The sequence below is a fragment of the Mesorhizobium sp. P2_B5 genome (assembly GCF_056404775.1).
This window is the reverse complement of sequence record NZ_JBFUDJ010000001.1, coordinates 1,187,544-1,206,153: the sequence shown is the minus strand read 5'-3', so window position 1 is coordinate 1,206,153 and position 18,610 is coordinate 1,187,544. Positions and strand designations below refer to the sequence as shown.

Below are 18,610 nucleotides of genomic sequence, written 5' to 3'. Positions count from 1 at the left end.
TCACTATACGGGGAGAAGGTGCCGGCAGGCGGATGAGGGGCGGCGCAGGCTTAGGCGGCTGAATCGCCTGGGCCTGCGTGGAGGTCTGAAGCGCAAACTCGTGCTTTATCCATCCAACATTGGCGCCGCCCCTCACCTGCCTGCCGGCATCCTCTCCCCGTATAGTGACGGGGAGAGGGAAGCTGTCATCGACGGCTTCGCCAATCGCCAAAGTTGCAAGACGGAGGCCTGCACCTCAGCCTATTCCAGGCACCACCAGCACCTTGACCTCGCCGGGCGCGGCCGGATTGGCGATCACCGAGGGGGCTTCCTCCAGGCCGACCTGTCTTGAAACGAGCTTGTCGATCTCAATTGCCCCGGACGCGACAAGGTCCGCCGCCCGCCTGTGGGTGAAGGGGTTGATGAACGAGCCGAGAACCTTCAGTTCGCGAAACAAGAGGTCGAACGGTTCGAAGGGCACCTTCATGCCTTGCGGCATCACACCGACAATCACAACCGTACCGCCCGACTTCGCCAGCCGCATCGATTGTTCGACGGTATCGGGGACACCCGCGCATTCGAGCACCACATCGACCCCACCGGGCACAAGGCCGGCCGGGCCGGCGATGGCCTCGATCGGGTCAACGGTACTTGGGTCGACCGTCGCCGTTGCACCGAGCTCTTCGGCGAGCACCCGGCGGGAGGCCTGCCGCGTCGACAGGATGATTGTCGACGCTCCTGCGAGCCTGACCAATTGCACGGTAAGCAGCCCGATGACGCCGCCGCCGAGCACCACCACGGACGCGCCGGGTCTGATGCCGGCGAGATCGACAGCGTGCAGGCAGCATGCCAGCGGCTCGCAGAAGGCGCCATGCGTTGGCTTGAGGTTCGCAGGCAGAAGGAAAGCCTGGCTCTGCGGCATCACGACATAGTCGGCGAAGCCGCCGTCGCGATGGATGCCGATGGCCCTGAGATTGCTGCACAAATTGACGCGGCCTGCCCGGCAATGACTGCAGCGCCCGCAGGAGATATTGGGATCGCCGGTGACGCGGTCGCCCACGGCGATGCCGGAAACCGCTTCTCCGACAGCCTCGACAATGCCGCAGAATTCGTGACCAAGTGTAACTGGCGGGCTCGAAGGGAATTCGCCGTGGAGGAGATGACGGTCGGTGCCGCAAACGCCGCAGGCTTCGATGCGCACCAGGACATCCTGCGGCCCCGCAACGGGCTTGTCCACTTCCCGCAGCGCAATGCTACCCACGGCTTCCAAGCGCACAGCTCTCATGACGTCCTCACTCAGAGCAATTCCAGGAAAAGTGTAAGCGGTTTTCCGTCCGGAATTGCGTCAAAACAAAGAGATAGAGCGTTTCGCCGTTTCCGCTAAACGGCGAAACGCTCTATCCATCAGTTGAAGTTCGGCGGCTGCGACAGGTCGGTCGCCGGCGCCGCCGGCTTGGCGGGTGGCGTCTCGCCGAAGTTCGGTGGCTGCGACAAATCGTTCGACGATGGCGCCGCGGGTGATGCGCCGCCATCGGCTGGCGGTGGTGTGCCGAGAGGCGCAAGGCCTGGCATGTCCGGCAACTTGATCTCGATCGTACCCGGATCGACGGCCGCACCCTTGTAGCGCATCACCATTTGCGGGAAGGCGATGGTCAGCCCGATCATGATCACCTGGATACAGACGAAGGGCACCGCGCCCCAATAGATCTGGCCGGTGGTCACCGGCGCGATCTGCTTGCCGGTGAGGCGGTCGAGATAGGGCACGCGGGCGGCGACAGACCGCAGGTAGAACAATGCAAAGCCGAAAGGCGGGTGCATGAAGGAGGTCTGCATGTTGACGCCGAGCAGCACGCCGAACCAGATCAGGTCGATGCCGAGCTTGTCGGCAGCCGGCGCCAGCAGCGGCACGATGATGAAGGCGAGCTCGAAGAAATCGAGGAAGAAGGCGAGCACGAAGACCAGGATGTTGACGCCGATCAGGAAGCCGACCTCGCCGCCCGGCAGCGACGTCAACAAATGCTCGACCCAGACGTGGCCGTTGACGCCATAGAAGGTCAGCGAGAACACCCGCGCGCCGATCAGGATGAACAGCACGAAGGACGACAGCCGCGTCGTCGAGGCGAGCGCCTGCTTGATGACATCCAGCGACAGCCGCCCCTTCATCGCGGCCATGGCAAGGGCGCCGACCGCGCCCATGGCACCGCCCTCCGTCGGGGTGGCGATGCCGAGGAAGATGGTGCCCAACACCAGGAAGATCAGCGCCAGAGGCGGGATCAAAACGATGATCACCTGCTGTGCCAGCCTGGACATCATGTTGATGTTCAGGCCCTTGTCGGCGATAGCCACGATGTAGATCAGAGCCACGCCGACGCTGGCGCCAAGGATATCGGCATTGTCGCCATGCGTCGGCGCAAGATAGCGATAGGCCGCATAGGAAGCCGCGACTGCCACCAGCAGTGCCGCCAGGAGCGACACGACACCGTGGCCGAGGGTGCGGGCCGCCAGCGGCAGCGCCGGCATCGAGTTCGGCCGGACGATCGACATGATTAGGATGTAGAGTGTGTAAAGGCCGGTCAGCACCAGGCCCGGGATCAGCGCGCCGGCATACATGTCGCCGACCGAGCGGCCGAGCTGGTCGGCCAGCACGATCAGCACCAGCGACGGCGGGATGATCTGCGCCAGCGTGCCGGATGCCGCAATCACGCCCGATGCCAGCCGTCGGTCATAGCCATAGCGCAGCATGATCGGCAGCGAGATCAGTCCCATGGCGATGACCGACGCCGCCACCACGCCGGTGGTGGCAGCCAGCAGCGCGCCAACGAAGATCACCGCATAGGCAAGGCCGCCACGGATCGGCCCGAACAGCTGGCCGATCGTGTCGAGCAGGTCTTCGGCCATCCCGGATCGTTCGAGAACGATGCCCATGAAGGTGAAGAACGGGATCGCCAGAAGCGTGTCGTTCGACATCACCCTGCTGCCGTAGAAATTGTCCGGCAAGGCGTGCAGCAGCGGCCAGGCGAGGTTGATCGAGCCGCCCGAATAGGGGGACAGCAGGACGCCGATGAAGAAGAACATCAGGCCGTTTGCGGCGAGCGAGAAAGCGACGGGGTAGCCGATCAGCAGGAAGATGATCAGCGAGGCGAACATGATCGGCGCCATGTTCTGGGCGATGAACTCGATCATGGGCGCGCCTCCTGGGCGAGCGCCTTGGCTTCTTCGGCAAGGGCTTTCGCCTCGAGCTCGGCCTGTTCGTGCGCCGATATGAACGGATTGGGATCGTCCATGTCGCCGCGCATGATGGCGATCTTCTTGATGATCTCGGAGATGCCCTGCAGCGCCAGCAGGAAGAAGCCGACGAGCAGGATCGCCTTTGCCGGCCAGATGATCAGGCCGCCGGAATTGTTTGACATCTCGCCGCTGCGAAACGACAGCGACACATAGGGCACGAAATAGATCACCATCAACGTCACGAACGGCATGAGGAAGAACAGATGGCCGAGCAGGTCGATCCAGTGCTGCACGCGGCGGGAAAACATGCCGTAGACGATATCGATGCGGATATGGTCGTTCTGCTTCAGCGTATAGGCGGCGGCCAGCATGAAGGCGGCGCCGAACAGGTACCACTGCAATTCCAGCCAGGCATTGGACGAGATGTCGAAGACCTTGCGGATGATGGCATTGGCGGCGCTGACCAGGATTGCCAGCAGAATCAGCCACGATATCCATCTGCCGATGAACTCATTCATACGGTCAATCGTTCTGGATAGAGCGAGCAGCCCTGCCATGCATTCCTCCCTTGTGTCAAAGGCGCGCCGGCTCCCTTATTTTCCGTCGCGCCGCTGTGGCCCAACGGTATGCCGTGCATGGTCCGGCGGGTCAACATGGCAGGGGCGCGATCAACGCCGTTGTGACTTGAGGCAGGGTTAAAGTGCCGGCCGGCTGCTGCGTCATGCAACCAAAGTCTGATGCCGGATGCGGCGATCAGGCGATCTTCTGCTGGTCGCGGCCGGGACCGATCAGCACGAGTGCTGCGACCAGGAACAGATACATCCAGCCATCGCGCCATTCGATCGGGAAATAGCCGGCCCATAACGACTCCGCCATGCCGAAGGCGGCCGCACCGAGCGCAGCCCGCGGCGGCGAGAGATAGCCGCCCACTGCCGTGACAAACAGGATTTTCAGCCCGTAGACGAGGCCTGAGCCGAAGCTGACATTGCCGTAGTAGAGCCCGGCCATGACGCCAGCCAGCGCGGCGCAGAAGCCGCCGAACAGCACCGCTTGCCGGAACACCCTGCGCACATCGACGCCGCACAAGGCGGCCGCGTGGGGATCGTCGGAGACGGCGCGCCAGCGGCGGCCGAAGCCGGAGCGGGCGAACGCCCATGCGGCGAGCATGATTGCCGCCAGAACTATCGCGCAGTCGATGAGCTGGATGAGAGTCAGCGTCGCCTGGAAGCCCGCGCCTTGCGCGAAAACAACGGGCTGCGCCAGCATCGGCGGCAGCCACCAGTCATGCGTGTCGGCGGCAATGCGGCTGGCTTCCGACAGCACCAGCAGGATGCCGAGCGTCGTCACCACAATCGCATTGGGTGTACGGTCGGCCAGCGGTTCGAAGACGCTGCGCGACAGCACGTGGCTGATCAGTCCGGCGTAGAGGAAAGCCGTGACGACGCCGAGCACCACCGCCGCCAGCAAGGTCAGCCACAATACCTGATAACCGAAGGCCACGGTCAGGATCATCGTCTGGCCGCAAAAGGCGAACAGCGCACCATAGGCGAGATTGGTCCGGTGCAGGATGCCGTTGGTCAGCACGTAGCCAAAGGCGAGCAGCGCATAGAGCGCGCCTGAATGCAGCCCGTTCAGCATCTGCTGGAAGAAATAGAGCATAGACAGACCTCAGAGCATGTCGCCCAAAAGTGCAAAGCGGTTTTGGGGCGACGACATGCTCAAACAAAAAGGCAGCGGAGGCCGCGCCCGGGCCAAGGTTTGCATCGTGGAATCTAACTTGTCAAACGTGATTTATCGGTTAGATTTCTGATATGACGGTATCCTGGACCCCGCATCGCTTCACTGGCGGCATGCTTGCGCTCGACACGGCCAACACCGTGGTGCTGCGCAACGATCCCGAAAAGACCTTCGACCGGTTTGCCGATCCGGCCGAGATCGCGCGCTTTGCCGAGGCCGCCACCGGCTTTCGCGGCGCCGAGCTTGGCGGCAGGCGGCTGGAGGCTGCCTCGCCGGACAGGATCGCGCCCCTGGTTCTGTCGATCCGCGAGACGACCGACCGCCTGTTTCGCGGCGCGGTGTCGAAAGGTGCGCTTGCCGCCGACGATCTGGCTGTCTTTCTCAAGGCTTGCGCCGGCGGTCTTGAGCACAGCCCAGCTGAAATCGGCGCGCCGGGAAGGCCGTTCGGCGATCCGGCGACACCGATCGCCTTTGAGGCGGCGCTGGCGGTTTCAGCCTTGTCGCTGCTGCGCGACGATACGGTTGCCAGGCTCAGGATCTGTCCCAATTGCAGCTGGCTCTTCGTCGACAGAAGCCGCAATTCCAGCCGCCTCTGGTGCGACATGGCGGTGTGCGGCAACCGCCAGAAAGCAAGCCGTCACTATCGCCGCCGCCGCACGGCGCCTCGTGAGGTCAAGAATGCCTAGGGGTTTTTTTCGTTCGATCCTTGTCGGCGCAGCACTCATTGCCGCCGTCGGGCTCGGCGCCTGCCGCGACACCGGCGGCGATGGCAAGCTGTTCGAGGTTTCCGGCAAGGTCGTCGTCTTCAACTACCGTCTCGCCCGGGCGACCTATGTCGTGACGCTGCGGCCCCTGCGGCCGATGGGCGAGGGCCAGGTGGCGGTCGCCAGCTTCCAGAACCCCGCCGGCGGTCCTCCCCTGGTGGTCGAGCAGAAGGTTTGGCCGAAGCTCGACAAGGTCAGCCTGGAGAGCCCGGCGCTGACCTGTATCGTCAAGGACAAGCCTTATGCGATCTCCATCAGCATCAGGGGTCCTGACGGCACATTCCTGCAGAAGATCGACACCACGCTGATCTCGACGGAGGATCAGTCGATCCTGCCCGACCGGCCGCTGGTGGTCGACCAGCTCTATACGGCCAATCCTGACCTTGCCGGCCATCCCGACGGCAAGCTGCCGGGCGAGCCCAAGCTTGATTGCTCGAAAGGCTGACGTGTTTTTGCCCGACGCGACTCAGTAGAAATTTTCGGTCGCCGCACAGCCGCTGGGGATCGGTTTCGTGCGGGAGCAGCGATAACGGGCGACCGTTCATTGCGCTTTGCCTGGCACTTTCGATTTCGTTTGACCTGCCTTGCAAGCGGAGAAAGACTGCGCAATCTCACTCCTACGTTGGCTGCGCCCCCGCTGCCGCCTCCGCAGAGGAAATGCCTGATGACGCTGCACGACGTCGCGCTCGACGACAAGTTCGATCTTGGCAAGGAGCGCATCTTCCTGTCCGGCGCGCAGGCGGTCATCCGCATGCTGTTGATGCAGCGCGAGCGCGACCGCCGCGCCGGCCTCAACACGGCTGGCTTCGTTTCCGGCTATCGCGGCTCGCCGCTCGGCGGCCTCGACATGCAGCTGTGGCGGGCGAAAAAGCAGCTGGCGCAGGCCGATATCGTCTTCCAGCCCGGCCTCAACGAGGAGCTCGCCGCTACCGCCTGCTGGGGCTCGCAACAAACGGAATTGTTGGGCGAAGGCACGCATGACGGTGTGTTTTCGGTCTGGTACGGCAAGGGCCCGGGTGTCGACCGTTCCGGCGATGTGTTCCGCCACGCCAACCTCGCCGGCTCGTCGAAGCATGGCGGCGTGCTCGCTCTGATGGGCGACGACCATATGGCCGAATCCTCGACCAACGCGCATGCTACTGAATTCCTGTTCGTCGACACCATGGTGCCAATCCTCAACCCGGCCGGTGTCCAGGAGATCATCGACTACGGTCTCTACGGCTTCGCCATGTCGCGTTTTGCCGGCACATGGGCGGCGATCAAATGCGTCAAGGACAACATCGAATCGACGGCCTCCGTCGATGCCGCGCTCGAGCGGCTGAACATCGTCGTGCCGGAGTTCGACTTGCCGCCCGGCGGTCTCAACATCCGTCATGAGATCGACATGCTCGGCCAGGAGGAGCGGCTGCATGAGCACAAGCGCGCCGCCGTGTCCGCCTTCATCCACGCCAACGGGCTGAACCGCATCGTCTATTCCGGCGGCCGCAGCCCGAAGCTCGGCATCATCACGCTGGGCAAGAGTTATCTCGATGTCCGACAGGCGCTGGAAGACATCGGCGTCGACGAGGCCGCCGCCAACCGCATCGGCATCCGCCTGTTCAAGGTCGGCTGCCCGTGGCCGCTTGATCTGCAGCACATCTCCGAATTCGCCCGCGGCCTCGACACCATCGTCGTCGTCGAGGAGAAGCGCTCGCTGATCGAGGTGCAGCTGCGCGAAAACCTTTACGGCACCGCCACCCAGCCGGTTATCGTCGGCAAGAAGGACGAGCGCGGCGACTGGCTATTCCCGGCCAAGGGCGCGCTCGACCCAAACGAAATCGCCATTGCGCTGGGCGAGCGGATTCTGCGCACCATCGGTCCCTCGGAAGAGATCGCCGCGAAGGTGGCGAAGCTGCGCCAGTTCCAGGCGATGCTTGCCGATGCCAGCGATATTGGTTCGCGCACGCCGTTCTTCTGCTCCGGCTGCCCGCACAATTCCTCGACCAAGGTGCCCGACGGCTCGATCGCCGCCGCCGGCATCGGCTGCCACTTCATGGCGCTGTGGATGGATCGCAACACGGTCGGCTTCACCGCCATGGGCGGCGAGGGGGCGCAATGGGTCGGCCAGGCGCCGTTCTCCAAGCGCGACCACATTTTCCAGAATCTCGGCGACGGCACCTACAACCACTCCGGCACGCTGGCGATCCGCTTCGCGCTGTCGACCGAGGCCAACATCACCTACAAGATCCTCTACAACGACGCCGTCGCCATGACCGGCGGCCAACCGCATGAGGGCGGCCTGACGGTGGACATGATCGCAAGGCAAGTGCGTGCCGAAGGCGTCGAGCGCATCGCCATCGTCACCGACGAGCCGGACAAATATGCCGGCAAGGCCGAATTCCCGGCCAGTGCCACCATCCATCACCGCGACGACCTCGATCTCGTCCAGCGCGAGCTGCGCAACGTCAAAGGCGTCTCGGTGCTGCTCTACGACCAGACCTGTGCGGCCGAAAAACGCCGCCGCCGCAAGCGTGGCGCCTTCCCTGATCCCGACAAGCGGGTGTTCATCAACGAACTGGTCTGCGAGGGCTGTGGCGATTGCGGCGTGCAGTCGAACTGCGTCTCGATCCAGCCGGTCGAGACCGAGTTCGGCCGCAAGCGCAGAATAGACCAGTCGAGCTGCAACAAGGATTTCTCCTGCGTCAACGGCTTCTGCCCCTCCTTCGTCACCGTGCACGGCGCCAAGATCCGCAAGGCTGAAGGCATTGCCGGGCGGACAGATCCGCTCGATGGCGTGCCGGTCCCGGCTGAATTCCCACTCGGCAGCGAGGGTTGGGCGGCGATCATCGACGGCGTCGGCGGCACCGGTGTTGTCACCATCGGCGCGGTGCTCGGCATGGCTGCCCATCTTGAGGACAAGGGCTGTGGCATGATCGACATGGCCGGCCTCGCCCAGAAGGGCGGTTCGGTGTTCACCCACGTCCGCATCGCCCGCACCCCGGACGATATTCATGCCATCCGCGTTTCGGCAGGTAAGGCCGACCTGGTGCTCGGCTGCGACCTCGTCGTGTCCGGCGCCAAGAAGGTGCTTGGCGCGGTGCGCGAAGGCCATACCATCTTTCTTGCCAACACCGCCGAGATCATGCCCGGCGAATTCGCCCGCTCGGCCGATTTCTCGCTGCCGATCGAGCGGCTGAAGAAGGCGATCCGCGCTGCCGCCGGCGACGACAAGGCGCATTTCTTCGACGCGACGCGCACCGCTACGCAATTGTTCGGCAATTCGCTCGGCGCCAACATGTTCATGCTCGGTTTTGCCTTCCAGCATGGCGGTCTGCCGTTGTCGGCCGAAGCCGTTGAAAAGGCTATCGAATTGAACGGCGAAGCGGTGGCGATGAACATCGCCGCGTTCCGTTGGGGCCGCCGCGCCGCGCATCAGCCGGATTTCGTGCGCGGCCTCATTGCGCAGCCGGGCAAGGCCGCGCCGATCGCCGAGACGCTGGACGATGTGATCGCCCGCCGCGTCGCGTTCCTCACTGCTTACCAGAACGCCGCCTATGGCCGGCGCTATGCCGAAAAGCTGGCGGTTTTGCGCGCCGCCGAGGCAAAGGCCGTGCCCGGCTCGACCGCGGTGACCGAAGCGGCGGCCAAAAACCTGTTCAAGCTGATGGCGATCAAGGACGAATATGAGGTGGCGCGACTCTACACCGACGGCTCCTTCGCCACGGAACTGTCAAAACAGTTCCAGAGCTACGAAAAACTCGAATTTCATCTGGCGCCACCCATCATGGGCAGGCGCGGCAATGACGGCAAGCCGAGGAAATCGAATTTCGGGCCGTGGATGATGAAGGGTTTTCGCCTGCTGGCGGCGCTGAAAGGCCTGCGCGGCACGGCTTTCGATATGTTCGGCTATAGCGCCGAGCGGCGCATGGAGCGGCAGCTTCTGGCCCGCTATGAGGCCGATCTCGAGCTTGTCGCGGCAGCACTTGCACCGGGCAGGACCGAGGCCGCCGTCGCCCTTGCCTCGGTGCCGGCGCTCATTCGCGGCTACGGCCATGTCAGGCAGGCAAGCGCCGAAAAGGCCGATGGCGAGCGCAAAAGGCTTGTCGAGCGCCTGGCCAAAACGCCGGCGCGGCGTGAACTTCAGGCCGCAGAGTGATCGACACGCCTTGTTTACCTGAAGCTTGATTTCCCAATCTGTACTGCATTTGCCCGCCCTCGGCAAACGGGCCAAAGCCGCCGTTCTAAGCCTTTCTTAAGGCGGGTGTGGCATGACAAGGCTTAGCGTTGGGCCAACGGTATGGACAGAGCAAAGACCGAAGACATCCCGGCGGATGTTTATATCCAGTTTGTGCGGGCGTTATCCGACAACGCCTACATGCTGGTGGTCGGCGGCGTATGCTACTGGATCCTCGGATTGATGATCTACCTGCGGACGCACGATCCGCTGTATCTTGGCTTCGCCTTCCTTCTGTTGTCGATCAGCCTTTGGCGTTACTTCAGCATCCGCAGCTTCCATAGGGCAGGCAGCCCTATACCCACTGTCGAAAAGGCAGAGGCGTGGGAACGCGGTTACATTCTCAAAGGCAGTGCGCAGGGCCTCGCGTTGGGGTCGTTGTGTTTCGTGTCGATCTACCTGCGTCCCGATGACTTCGCCGAACTGGCGGCTGTGTCGTTGGCATTGACCACCCTGCTCACGGTTGTCGGCCGAAGCTACGGATCCAGGCGCATGGTGCAGATTTTTTCCGTGACCCTCATTGGGCCAGCAGCACTTGCGCTCTTCCTGCGCATGGACGTCCCCGACTTCGTCCTCGGGCTGATGATCATTCCGACGACAATCGTCACCATCAGCAGCGCCGACCATGTCCGCAACGTTCTGTTCTCGGCGGTCATCGGTCACAGGCAGGCGAAGGAGTTGGCGCAAAGGTTCGATCGGGCGCTAAATACGATGTCGCATGGCCTTGTCATGCTCGACTCGAACGGGAAGGTGGTCGTCGCCAACGCCGAGGCAGCACATTTGATGTCATTGAAATCGCCGGACCAGCTGCTCGGCCGGTCGATTCATTCCCTGCTGCTGCGCGGCGTTGCCGGCGGCATGCTGGCCCCGAAGGACTGCCGCTACATCGAGGCGCAACTGACGCGCGCCCTGCGCGAAGGCCGCGACCGCAAGGTACTGGTCTCGCTCGCCAACGGCCAGCATTACGAATTCTCCGCCCGTGAAGGCAGCCAGGAACTGGGCGTCATCACCTTCGAGGACGTGACGGCCCGCGTCGAGGCGGAGGAAAAGATCCGCTTCATGGCGCGCTATGACAGCCTTACCGGCCTGCCGAACCGCGCCTATTTCCATGAGCTGGTCGGCGAAGCCATGGCGTTGGGCAGCCGCGACCGCCTGTGCGCGCTGGCGGTGATTGATCTCGACGATTTCAAGAGCGTCAACGACACGCTCGGCCATCCGGTTGGCGATGGGCTGATCTACGCCGTTGCCGAACGCCTGGCGGCCGTCGCCGGACAAGGTGTCAATGTCAGCCGCTTCGGTGGTGACGAGTTCATGATCTTCTTCGACCGTGTCGAGGACGAGAGCCATCTCAACACCCTCCTCGACCATATATTCGCGGACCTGCAGGGTGAGGTGGACGTTGCCGGCCACGGCTTGCGCATCCAGGCCAGCGGCGGCGCGGTGCTGTCCAAGGTCAAGGACACCGACGTTGATGCCATGATCGTCAAGGCCGACCTTGCCCTCTACAAGGCCAAGGAGCTCGGCAAGAACAGCTGGAGGCTGTTCGAGGCGGCCATGGACGCCGCCTTCCGCAATCGCCAGCTGATGAAGGCCGATCTGCGCAACGCCGTGCAGGCCAAGGAATTGCGCGTCGTCTATCAGCCGATCGTGGCTGTAAACACCATGCGCATCGCCAGCTGCGAGGCGCTCTGCCGTTGGGACCACCCCGATCTCGGCCCGATCTCACCCAGTGTCTTCATCCCCCTGGCCGAGGAGATGGGTATCGTTTCCGACATAAGCACTTTCGTGCTGGAAGCCGCGTGCGCCGAATGCGCCAAATGGCCGGCCCAGACCGGCGTGTCGGTCAACCTTTCGGCCAAGGATTTCCGCAATCGCGATATCGTCGAGAAGGTCAGGGATGCCTTGGCCAAGTCGGGCCTTGCGGCGCACCGGCTCGAAATCGAGGTCACCGAGACCGCCCTGCTCGACGACAAGTCGCTGACGCGCGAGTCGATCGAGGAATTGAAGGCTCTCGGCGCGCGCATCGCGCTTGACGATTTCGGGACCGGCTACTCCAGTCTGAGCTATCTGCACAAGCTGCCGCTCGACAAGATCAAGATCGACCGCTCTTTCCTGGTCGATGTGAACCAGAACCGGCAGTCGCTCGACCTTCTGAAGGGCATCGTCGGCCTGTCCCGGACATTGGGCCTTTCGGTCACCATCGAAGGGGTCGAGACCTTCGAGCAGCTGAAGACGCTGGTCCATTTGGTCAAGCCGGACTTCTTGCAGGGCTTCCTGTTCGGCGCCGCGCTCAGCGCATCGGGCATCGAGACGATGTCGACCGTCACATGGCCGTTTGCCGCTGACCTGCATATCGCCGGCAAACGGACAGCCAGCTAAAAGCAATTCCAGGAAAAATGTGAAGCGGTTTTCCGTCCGGAATCGCGTCCGAGCGAAGCAATTCCAGGAAAAGTGTGAGCGGTTCTCCACCTGAAATTGCATTTAAAAACACAGAGCAATTGTTCACTTGATGAAATGATGACCGCTCAGGCGTCGTCCAAACCGCTACGTCTTGGCGCTTTCAAGATCTGACTTCAGAATAATTTCGATGACCGCCGCCAGACCGGATCAGGCAACCACCGGCTGCGCCATTTGCTTTTTCGTGTCCAAAATCGGTGAACGACCCCGGTCGTTAAGGTTAACAAGCGGTAAATAAGCAATGTTGAATTTTCAGCTTGTGTCTCATTTCAACTCGAATAGCCTACTTCCAGGCGGAATTTCGAGGACTGGCAATGGATACTGCGAAGAAGAGTGCGTCGGTTGAGGCCAGCGCGAGGATCGACTCGGCGCTCAACCGATCCATGATGCAATTGCTGGATCATGTCGAATATCGTCTCATTACCGGGGGCGAAGATCTGGAGGCGATCTACCGACTCCGCTATAAGTCCTATCTGCGCTCAGGCATGTGCGGCCCGATCGCCAGTGGCATGTTCGAGGATCGATGGGACAATCTGCCCAATTCCTATCGGTTCGGTGTCTACTGCTACGGCGAATTGGTCAGCACAGTGCGCCTCCACTATATTTCCAGTGACCAGCCATACTCGCCTTCGATCGACGCTTATCCCGAAATATTGCTTCCCCGGCTTGCCCGTGGGGAAACCTTCATCGACGGAACCCGCTTCGCGACAGATCCCGACAGCGCGCCGGCGCCCGGTGTGCTGCCTTTCCTGACGCTCAGGATTTGCATGGCGGCCTACTGTTATTTTCGCCAGACCGCGATGTTTATCCCGATTAAGTTGGAGCATTCCGCTTTTTATGCCCGCTTCTTCAGCGCCGCGCAGAGGACTGCGGGCAAGGCGTTTCCGGGCGTTCTCCCTCCGCTCGCATTGTTCGAAATTCCCGGCAATGAAGAGAATGTTCAACGGATACTCGACCGGTTGCCGTTCTTCAGATCGACAGCGACGGAGCAAAGGCTGATGTTTGGCAATCCGGCTATCAACCGGCTGACACCTTTGTCCATTCTGCCAACAGCGAAATATTACCGCGACGCCGCCTGAACGGATGTTCGTTCTCGCGCGATGGACCTTTCCGGTGGCTTCGTCGTTATCGCTTGTGGCGGCGGCGCCGCGTCCCTGGTGCTGCCGTAGCCCTGCCTGAAAGGCGGTTCCTCCGAATTGTTCTCGTGAAAGCATACCGACATGACAATCTCCACGCTTACGCTCACCCCGCTGATCTCGCTGATCGCCGGCGTGCTGATCCTGGTGATGCCGCGGCTCCTCAACTACATCGTCGCCCTTTATCTGATCGTCGTCGGACTGCTCGGCCTGTTCCCGCATCTGGCCGGCTGAAATCCTCAACCTTCGACTGAGGCCGGCCGTCCTTGTTTTGATGCATGTCGTTATCCCAGAACCGCTGCACACTTCTGGGCGACATGCATTAGATCGCCGGCTTTCAACATTCCTTTGAGGCTGTTGTCGCTGGTCGTGCGGCAATAGCGCCATTGCTCTTGGCCCGGCTTTTCGCTATGTGCCTCAAAGATGTCTTCGAAGGGGTATTCCTATGGCTGATCACACGCCGACCGGTCCTGTCGAACTGGGCGCGAAGATGGATTATGCGGAGCACGACCGCACCTATCACGGCTTTCTGGCGCTGGCTAAATACGGTTCGCTATTTTGCGGCGCCCTGCTCCTGGCCATGGCTTTCGGCTTCTTTGCAGGTGGCTTCTTCTCGGCGACCATCCTGTTCGTGCTGATCCTGGCCGTCGGCGCCTTCATTCTCCGATAGACTTTCAGACCCTTGCCGGAAGGCGGCCGGACTCCGGCCGCCATGTTGCGCAAACAGGTTCCAGCCGAAAGGATCATGCGGTGGGGCAGACGGTTTTCATCCCTCGTGAACTCGACGCCAACGAGCCGCGTGTTGCTGCTTCGCCCGATACGGTGAAGCGACTTGCGGCGTTGGGGTTGGACGTGATCGTCGAGACCGGCGCCGGCACCAGGTCGCGCATTCCCGACGAGGAATTTTCCAAGGCAGGTGCCGCGATCGGCAAGGCTGCGGATGCCGGCAAAGCCGATGCGGTGCTGAAGGTGCGCCGGCCGACGGATGCCGAGCTGAAGGGCTACAAATCGGGTGCCGCAGTCATCGCCATCATGGATCCCTATGGCAACGATGCTGCGATCGCGGCGCTGGCCAAGGCCGGCGTCACCGCTTTTTCGATGGAGTTCATGCCACGCATCACCCGTGCCCAGTCGATGGACGTGTTGTCGAGCCAAGCCAACCTTGCCGGCTATCAGGCGGTGATCGACGGCGCATCGGAATATGACCGGGCGCTGCCGATGATGATGACGGCGGCTGGCACGGTGCCGGCGGCTAAGATCTTCATCATGGGCGTCGGCGTTGCCGGCCTGCAGGCGATCGCCACCGCGCGCCGCCTCGGCGCCGTCGTCACCGCCACCGACGTTCGTCCCGCCGCCAAGGAACAGGTCGCCTCACTCGGCGCCAAGTTCCTCGCCGTCGAGGACGAGGAGTTCAAGGCGGCCGAGACCGCCGGCGGCTACGCCAGGGAAATGTCCAAGGAATATCAGGCCAAGCAGGCAGCGCTTACCGCTGAGCACATCGCCAAGCAGGACATCGTCATCACCACGGCGCTGATCCCCGGCCGTCCGGCGCCGAAACTGGTATCGGCAGCGATGGTCGCCTCGATGAAGCCGGGCTCGGTGATCGTCGACCTCGCCGTCGAGCGCGGCGGCAATGTTGAAGGCGCGGTCCCAGGTCAGGTGGTGACCACGGCCAACAATGTGAAGATCGTCGGACACCTCAATGTGCCCGGCCGCGTCGCTGCGTCGGCCTCGCTGCTTTACGCCCGCAACCTGTTCGCTTTCGTGGAAACACTGGTCGACAAGACCACCAAGACGCTCGCCATCAATCGCGACGATGACCTGGTCAAGGCGACGATGCTGACCGATGCTGGCCGCGTCGTGCATCCGGCCTTCGCCAAGGCGACGGAAAAGGATCATGTCGAACCTGCGGCGGTCCCGGCCAAGACTATGGTTGCCGACACCGCGCCAAAGAAGGCCGCGCCGAAAAAAGCCGCCAAGCCGAAGGGGATCGCGTGATGGATCAGACCTTGCAGAAAGCCCTCGACCAGCTTGATCAGGCAAGTGCCGCCGTCCGCCTGGCGGTGCAGAACCTGGCCAACGCGCCTGGCGGCGCTGATGCGGCGGGTGACGCCGCGCACGCCCTGTCGGGTGGCGCCATCGATCCCTTCGTCTTCCGCTTCGCCATCTTCGTGCTGGCGATCTTCGTCGGCTATTACGTTGTCTGGTCGGTGACCCCGGCACTGCACACGCCGCTGATGGCCGTCACCAACGCCATCTCCTCGGTCATCGTCGTCGGCGCGCTGCTGGCCGTCGGCATCTCGGCCTCGGGCATTGCCACCGGCTTCGGCTTCGTCGCGCTGATGCTGGTCTCGGTCAACATCTTCGGCGGCTTCCTGGTCACCCAGCGCATGCTGGCCATGTACAAGAAGAAGGACAAGTAGAGCGCCATGAACGCCAACTTCGCGTCCTTCCTCTATCTGGTCTCCGGCGTCCTGTTCATCATGGCGCTGCGCGGCCTGTCGCATCCGACCACCAGCCGCCAGGGCAATCTGTACGGCATGATCGGCATGGGCATCGCCATTGCCACCACGCTGGCTCTGGCCGTGCCTTCGGCCGGCGGCTTCGGCCTGATCGTGCTTGGTCTGGCCATCGGCGGCGGCGTTGGCGCCGTCACCGCGCGCCGCATCGCCATGACCTCGATGCCGCAGCTGGTCGCCGCTTTCCACTCGCTGGTCGGCCTCGCCGCCGTCATGGTGGCCGCTGCCGCCATCTACGCGCCGGAAAGCTTTGGCATCGGCACCAATGGCGACATCCACGCCCAGGCCCTGATCGAGATGAGCCTTGGCGTCGCCATCGGCGCCATCACCTTCACCGGCTCGGTCATCGCCTTCCTGAAGCTCGATGGCCGCATGTCGGGCAAGCCGATCATGATCGGCGGCCGCCATGTCATCAACGCCGTCCTCGGCATCGCGCTGATCGTGCTGATCGTGCTGCTGGTTACCACCGAGGCGAAGCTGGTGTTCTGGCTGATCGTCGCCGCCTCGCTGCTGCTCGGCGTGCTGCTCATCATCCCGATCGGCGGCGCCGACATGCCGGTCGTCGTCTCGATGCTGAATTCCTATTCCGGCTGGGCAGCCGCCGCGCTTGGTTTCACGCTCGGCAATCTGGCGCTGATCATCACCGGCGCGCTGGTCGGCTCGTCCGGCGCGATTCTGTCCTACATCATGTGCAAAGGCATGAACCGATCGTTCATCTCGGTCATCCTCGGCGGCTTCGGCGGCGAGACCGCGGCAGCGGCCGATGACGGCATCGAGCGCACGGTCAAGCAGGGCTCGGCCGATGACGCCGCCTATTTGATGATGAACGCGCAGAAGGTCATCATCGTGCCGGGCTACGGCATGGCGGTCGCCCAGGCGCAGCATGCGCTGCGCGAAATGGCCGACAAGCTGAAGGCCAATGGCGTCGACGTGAAATACGCCATCCACCCGGTCGCCGGCCGCATGCCCGGCCACATGAACGTGCTGCTTGCCGAAGCCAACGTGCCCTATGACGAGGTGTTCGAGCTGGAAGACATCAATTCCGAGTTCGCGCAGGCCGATGTCGCCTATGTCATCGGCGCCAACGACGTCACCAATCCGTCGGCCCGTGACGACAAGAGCAGCCCTATCTACGGCATGCCGATCCTCGACGTCGACAAGGCGCGAACCTGCCTGTTCGTCAAGCGCTCGCTCGGCTCCGGCTATGCCGGCATCGACAACACGCTGTTCTACAAGGACGGCACCATGATGCTGCTCGGCGACGCCAAGAAGATGACCGAGGAAATCGTCAAGGCGATGGATCACTGATCCCGGCGGAATTTCAAACAGCAAAAAGCCCGGCTTCGCACCGGGCTTTTTCATATTGAACAGGCGGTTCAGCGGTTGGTCAGAAAAACCGCTTCCTCGTCATCGCGCTGCCTGCCGCCCAGTGCTGCGGCAGCACTGGCGATGAAGGCGCCGATGACCAGCGACAGGGCGCCAAGCAGAGCGAAGGTGGCGCTGCCTTTCCTGGCGGTGTCGGCGGCCTGCTTTGCCTTCACCTTCGCGTCCTCGACCTTGGCCATCAGTGCATCGACACGCGCCTTGGCGTCGGCCTCCGAGAGACCGGTGCGGGCGGCGACCAGCCGCGACAGATAGGTCTTGTCGTCAGCCGAAATCTCGCCTGCCGCCGCACTGGCGATCAGGATGCGCGAGGCCTGTCCGACCGCTGCGGCGTCGCTGTCCGGATTGGCGGCCGCCAGCTTGGTGGCATCGGCGGGCCGGAACAACGAATCCACGAGATAGGACGTCGCATTGTCGGTCGATGCGGGGCCGGCGTTTGCGGACGCGCCAGCCGATGCGCCCATGGCGGCGCCTGATGCCACTGTGGAAGCCGCTTGGACGCCCGATCCTAGCACGGAGGAAAGCGCCGAACCGAGCACGCCGACGACCAGCAGCGTCGCCAGCGCCCAGGCGAGGAAGCCGTGCGCGGTGTCGCGGAAATAGACCTCGTCGGTGTGAACGCCGACCCATTTGGTCCGCAGGCGCCCGGCAAGGTAGCCGCCGACACCGGACGACAGCCATTGTACGATGATGAGCCAGATCGCTCCGGACACCGCGAAGGTAGTCAGCGAGGCGCCGGAGCCGGACCATGGCGAGACCATGGTCAGCCCCAGCCCCGAGCCGAGCAGCATGAGGATGAAGGTCAGCGTCGAGGCCGCAAAAGCGCCGGCGATGATGGGCCCCCAGCTGACGGCTGTAGCGGAGGATTCTTCCGAAGCGGATAGGTCAATAGCCGATACGGTGGGCTGCATCGACGCCTCCTACCGTACGAACAGCATGATGAGAATGATGATCGGGATCGGAATACCGAGCAACCAGAGCAAAATACCGCGTCCCATGAAAGCCTCCTTGAGAAATCGTGATCGATGGTTTCACAATGTCTTGCCGCGACTTCCGTTCCGGCGGGCAATGAAATGATTTTGTTTGCCGGGAATGGAACTATTTGGCGCGTTGGCGCGCGCCAAGACGGCAAAACTGTGGATTGGTTCACGGAGTTCCGCATCGGCTGCAGTGTATTGTTGGCTCGGGGAAGCA

General features: G+C 62.8%; 15 protein-coding genes. 10 read left to right on the top strand and 5 right to left on the bottom strand.

Annotation, left to right across the window (positions count from 1 at the left end; translation table 11 throughout):
- Nucleotides 1–235: 235 nt before the first annotated feature.
- The 4 genes from AC1D1N_RS06120 to AC1D1N_RS06105 form a co-directional block, all read right to left on the bottom strand.
- Complete coding sequence (locus AC1D1N_RS06120) at nucleotides 236–1,264, bottom strand: zinc-dependent alcohol dehydrogenase family protein (RefSeq protein ID WP_112563760.1); 1,029 nt, start codon at nucleotides 1,262–1,264, stop codon at nucleotides 236–238.
- A 119-nt stretch (nucleotides 1,265–1,383) separates the two neighbouring features.
- Nucleotides 1,384–3,162 (bottom strand): TRAP transporter large permease, encoded by a 1,779-nt coding sequence (locus AC1D1N_RS06115; protein ID WP_436257706.1) that lies wholly within the window; start codon nucleotides 3,160–3,162, stop codon nucleotides 1,384–1,386.
- Nucleotides 3,159–3,764 carry a TRAP transporter small permease subunit gene (locus tag AC1D1N_RS06110; protein ID WP_477347224.1) on the bottom strand — a complete coding sequence of 202 codons (606 nt, stop codon included), beginning with the start codon at nucleotides 3,762–3,764 and terminating at the stop codon, nucleotides 3,159–3,161. Before AC1D1N_RS06110 ends, AC1D1N_RS06115 begins: the two co-directional genes overlap by 4 nt.
- 196 nt (nucleotides 3,765–3,960) lie before the next feature.
- Nucleotides 3,961–4,866, bottom strand: a complete 906-nt coding sequence (locus AC1D1N_RS06105) for a branched-chain amino acid ABC transporter permease (protein ID WP_477347222.1) — start codon at nucleotides 4,864–4,866, stop codon at nucleotides 3,961–3,963.
- Nucleotides 4,867–5,018: 152 nt separating this feature from the next.
- Here AC1D1N_RS06105 and AC1D1N_RS06100 point away from each other — a divergent pair, with 152 nt between their 5' ends.
- The 10 genes from AC1D1N_RS06100 to AC1D1N_RS06055 all read left to right on the top strand — a co-directional run bounded on the left by AC1D1N_RS06100 (nucleotide 5,019) and on the right by AC1D1N_RS06055 (nucleotide 17,341).
- Nucleotides 5,019–5,630 (top strand): CGNR zinc finger domain-containing protein, encoded by a 612-nt coding sequence (locus tag AC1D1N_RS06100; RefSeq protein WP_477347220.1) that lies wholly within the window; start codon nucleotides 5,019–5,021, stop codon nucleotides 5,628–5,630.
- Complete coding sequence (locus AC1D1N_RS06095; protein WP_477347218.1) at nucleotides 5,623–6,153, top strand: hypothetical protein; 531 nt, start codon at nucleotides 5,623–5,625, stop codon at nucleotides 6,151–6,153. The genes AC1D1N_RS06100 and AC1D1N_RS06095 overlap by 8 nt, the downstream gene beginning before the upstream one ends.
- 219 nt (nucleotides 6,154–6,372) lie before the next feature.
- A complete protein-coding gene (locus tag AC1D1N_RS06090; RefSeq protein ID WP_477347216.1) occupies nucleotides 6,373–9,843 on the top strand; it encodes an indolepyruvate ferredoxin oxidoreductase family protein in 3,471 nt (1,156 codons plus the stop codon).
- A gap of 141 nt (nucleotides 9,844–9,984) precedes the next feature.
- The gene (locus AC1D1N_RS06085) at nucleotides 9,985–12,300 is read left to right on the top strand and encodes a putative bifunctional diguanylate cyclase/phosphodiesterase (protein ID WP_436257701.1); all 2,316 of its coding nucleotides are present in this window, start codon (nucleotides 9,985–9,987) and stop codon (nucleotides 12,298–12,300) included.
- 392 nt (nucleotides 12,301–12,692) lie between these two features.
- On the top strand, nucleotides 12,693–13,457 hold the full coding sequence (locus tag AC1D1N_RS06080; protein WP_477347213.1) for an N-acyl amino acid synthase FeeM domain-containing protein: 765 nt from the start codon (nucleotides 12,693–12,695) through the stop codon (nucleotides 13,455–13,457).
- A gap of 141 nt (nucleotides 13,458–13,598) precedes the next feature.
- Nucleotides 13,599–13,748 (top strand): DUF3096 domain-containing protein, encoded by a 150-nt coding sequence (locus AC1D1N_RS06075; RefSeq protein ID WP_112563742.1) that lies wholly within the window; start codon nucleotides 13,599–13,601, stop codon nucleotides 13,746–13,748.
- A gap of 211 nt (nucleotides 13,749–13,959) precedes the next feature.
- Nucleotides 13,960–14,184, top strand: coding sequence for an aa3-type cytochrome c oxidase subunit IV (locus AC1D1N_RS06070; RefSeq protein ID WP_112563740.1), 225 nt, complete (start codon nucleotides 13,960–13,962; stop codon nucleotides 14,182–14,184).
- Nucleotides 14,185–14,264: 80 nt separating this feature from the next.
- On the top strand, nucleotides 14,265–15,512 hold the full coding sequence (locus tag AC1D1N_RS06065; protein WP_477347212.1) for a Re/Si-specific NAD(P)(+) transhydrogenase subunit alpha: 1,248 nt from the start codon (nucleotides 14,265–14,267) through the stop codon (nucleotides 15,510–15,512).
- Nucleotides 15,512–15,937 (top strand): proton-translocating transhydrogenase family protein, encoded by a 426-nt coding sequence (locus tag AC1D1N_RS06060; RefSeq protein ID WP_477347210.1) that lies wholly within the window; start codon nucleotides 15,512–15,514, stop codon nucleotides 15,935–15,937. The genes AC1D1N_RS06065 and AC1D1N_RS06060 overlap by 1 nt, the downstream gene beginning before the upstream one ends.
- A gap of 6 nt (nucleotides 15,938–15,943) precedes the next feature.
- Nucleotides 15,944–17,341, top strand: coding sequence for an NAD(P)(+) transhydrogenase (Re/Si-specific) subunit beta (locus AC1D1N_RS06055; RefSeq protein ID WP_436257699.1), 1,398 nt, complete (start codon nucleotides 15,944–15,946; stop codon nucleotides 17,339–17,341).
- 68 nt (nucleotides 17,342–17,409) lie between these two features.
- Here the strand turns inward: AC1D1N_RS06055 and AC1D1N_RS06050 are convergent, their stop codons facing one another.
- Nucleotides 17,410–18,327 (bottom strand): hypothetical protein, encoded by a 918-nt coding sequence (locus AC1D1N_RS06050; RefSeq protein WP_477347208.1) that lies wholly within the window; start codon nucleotides 18,325–18,327, stop codon nucleotides 17,410–17,412.
- Between the last annotated feature and the right edge of the window lie 283 nt (nucleotides 18,328–18,610).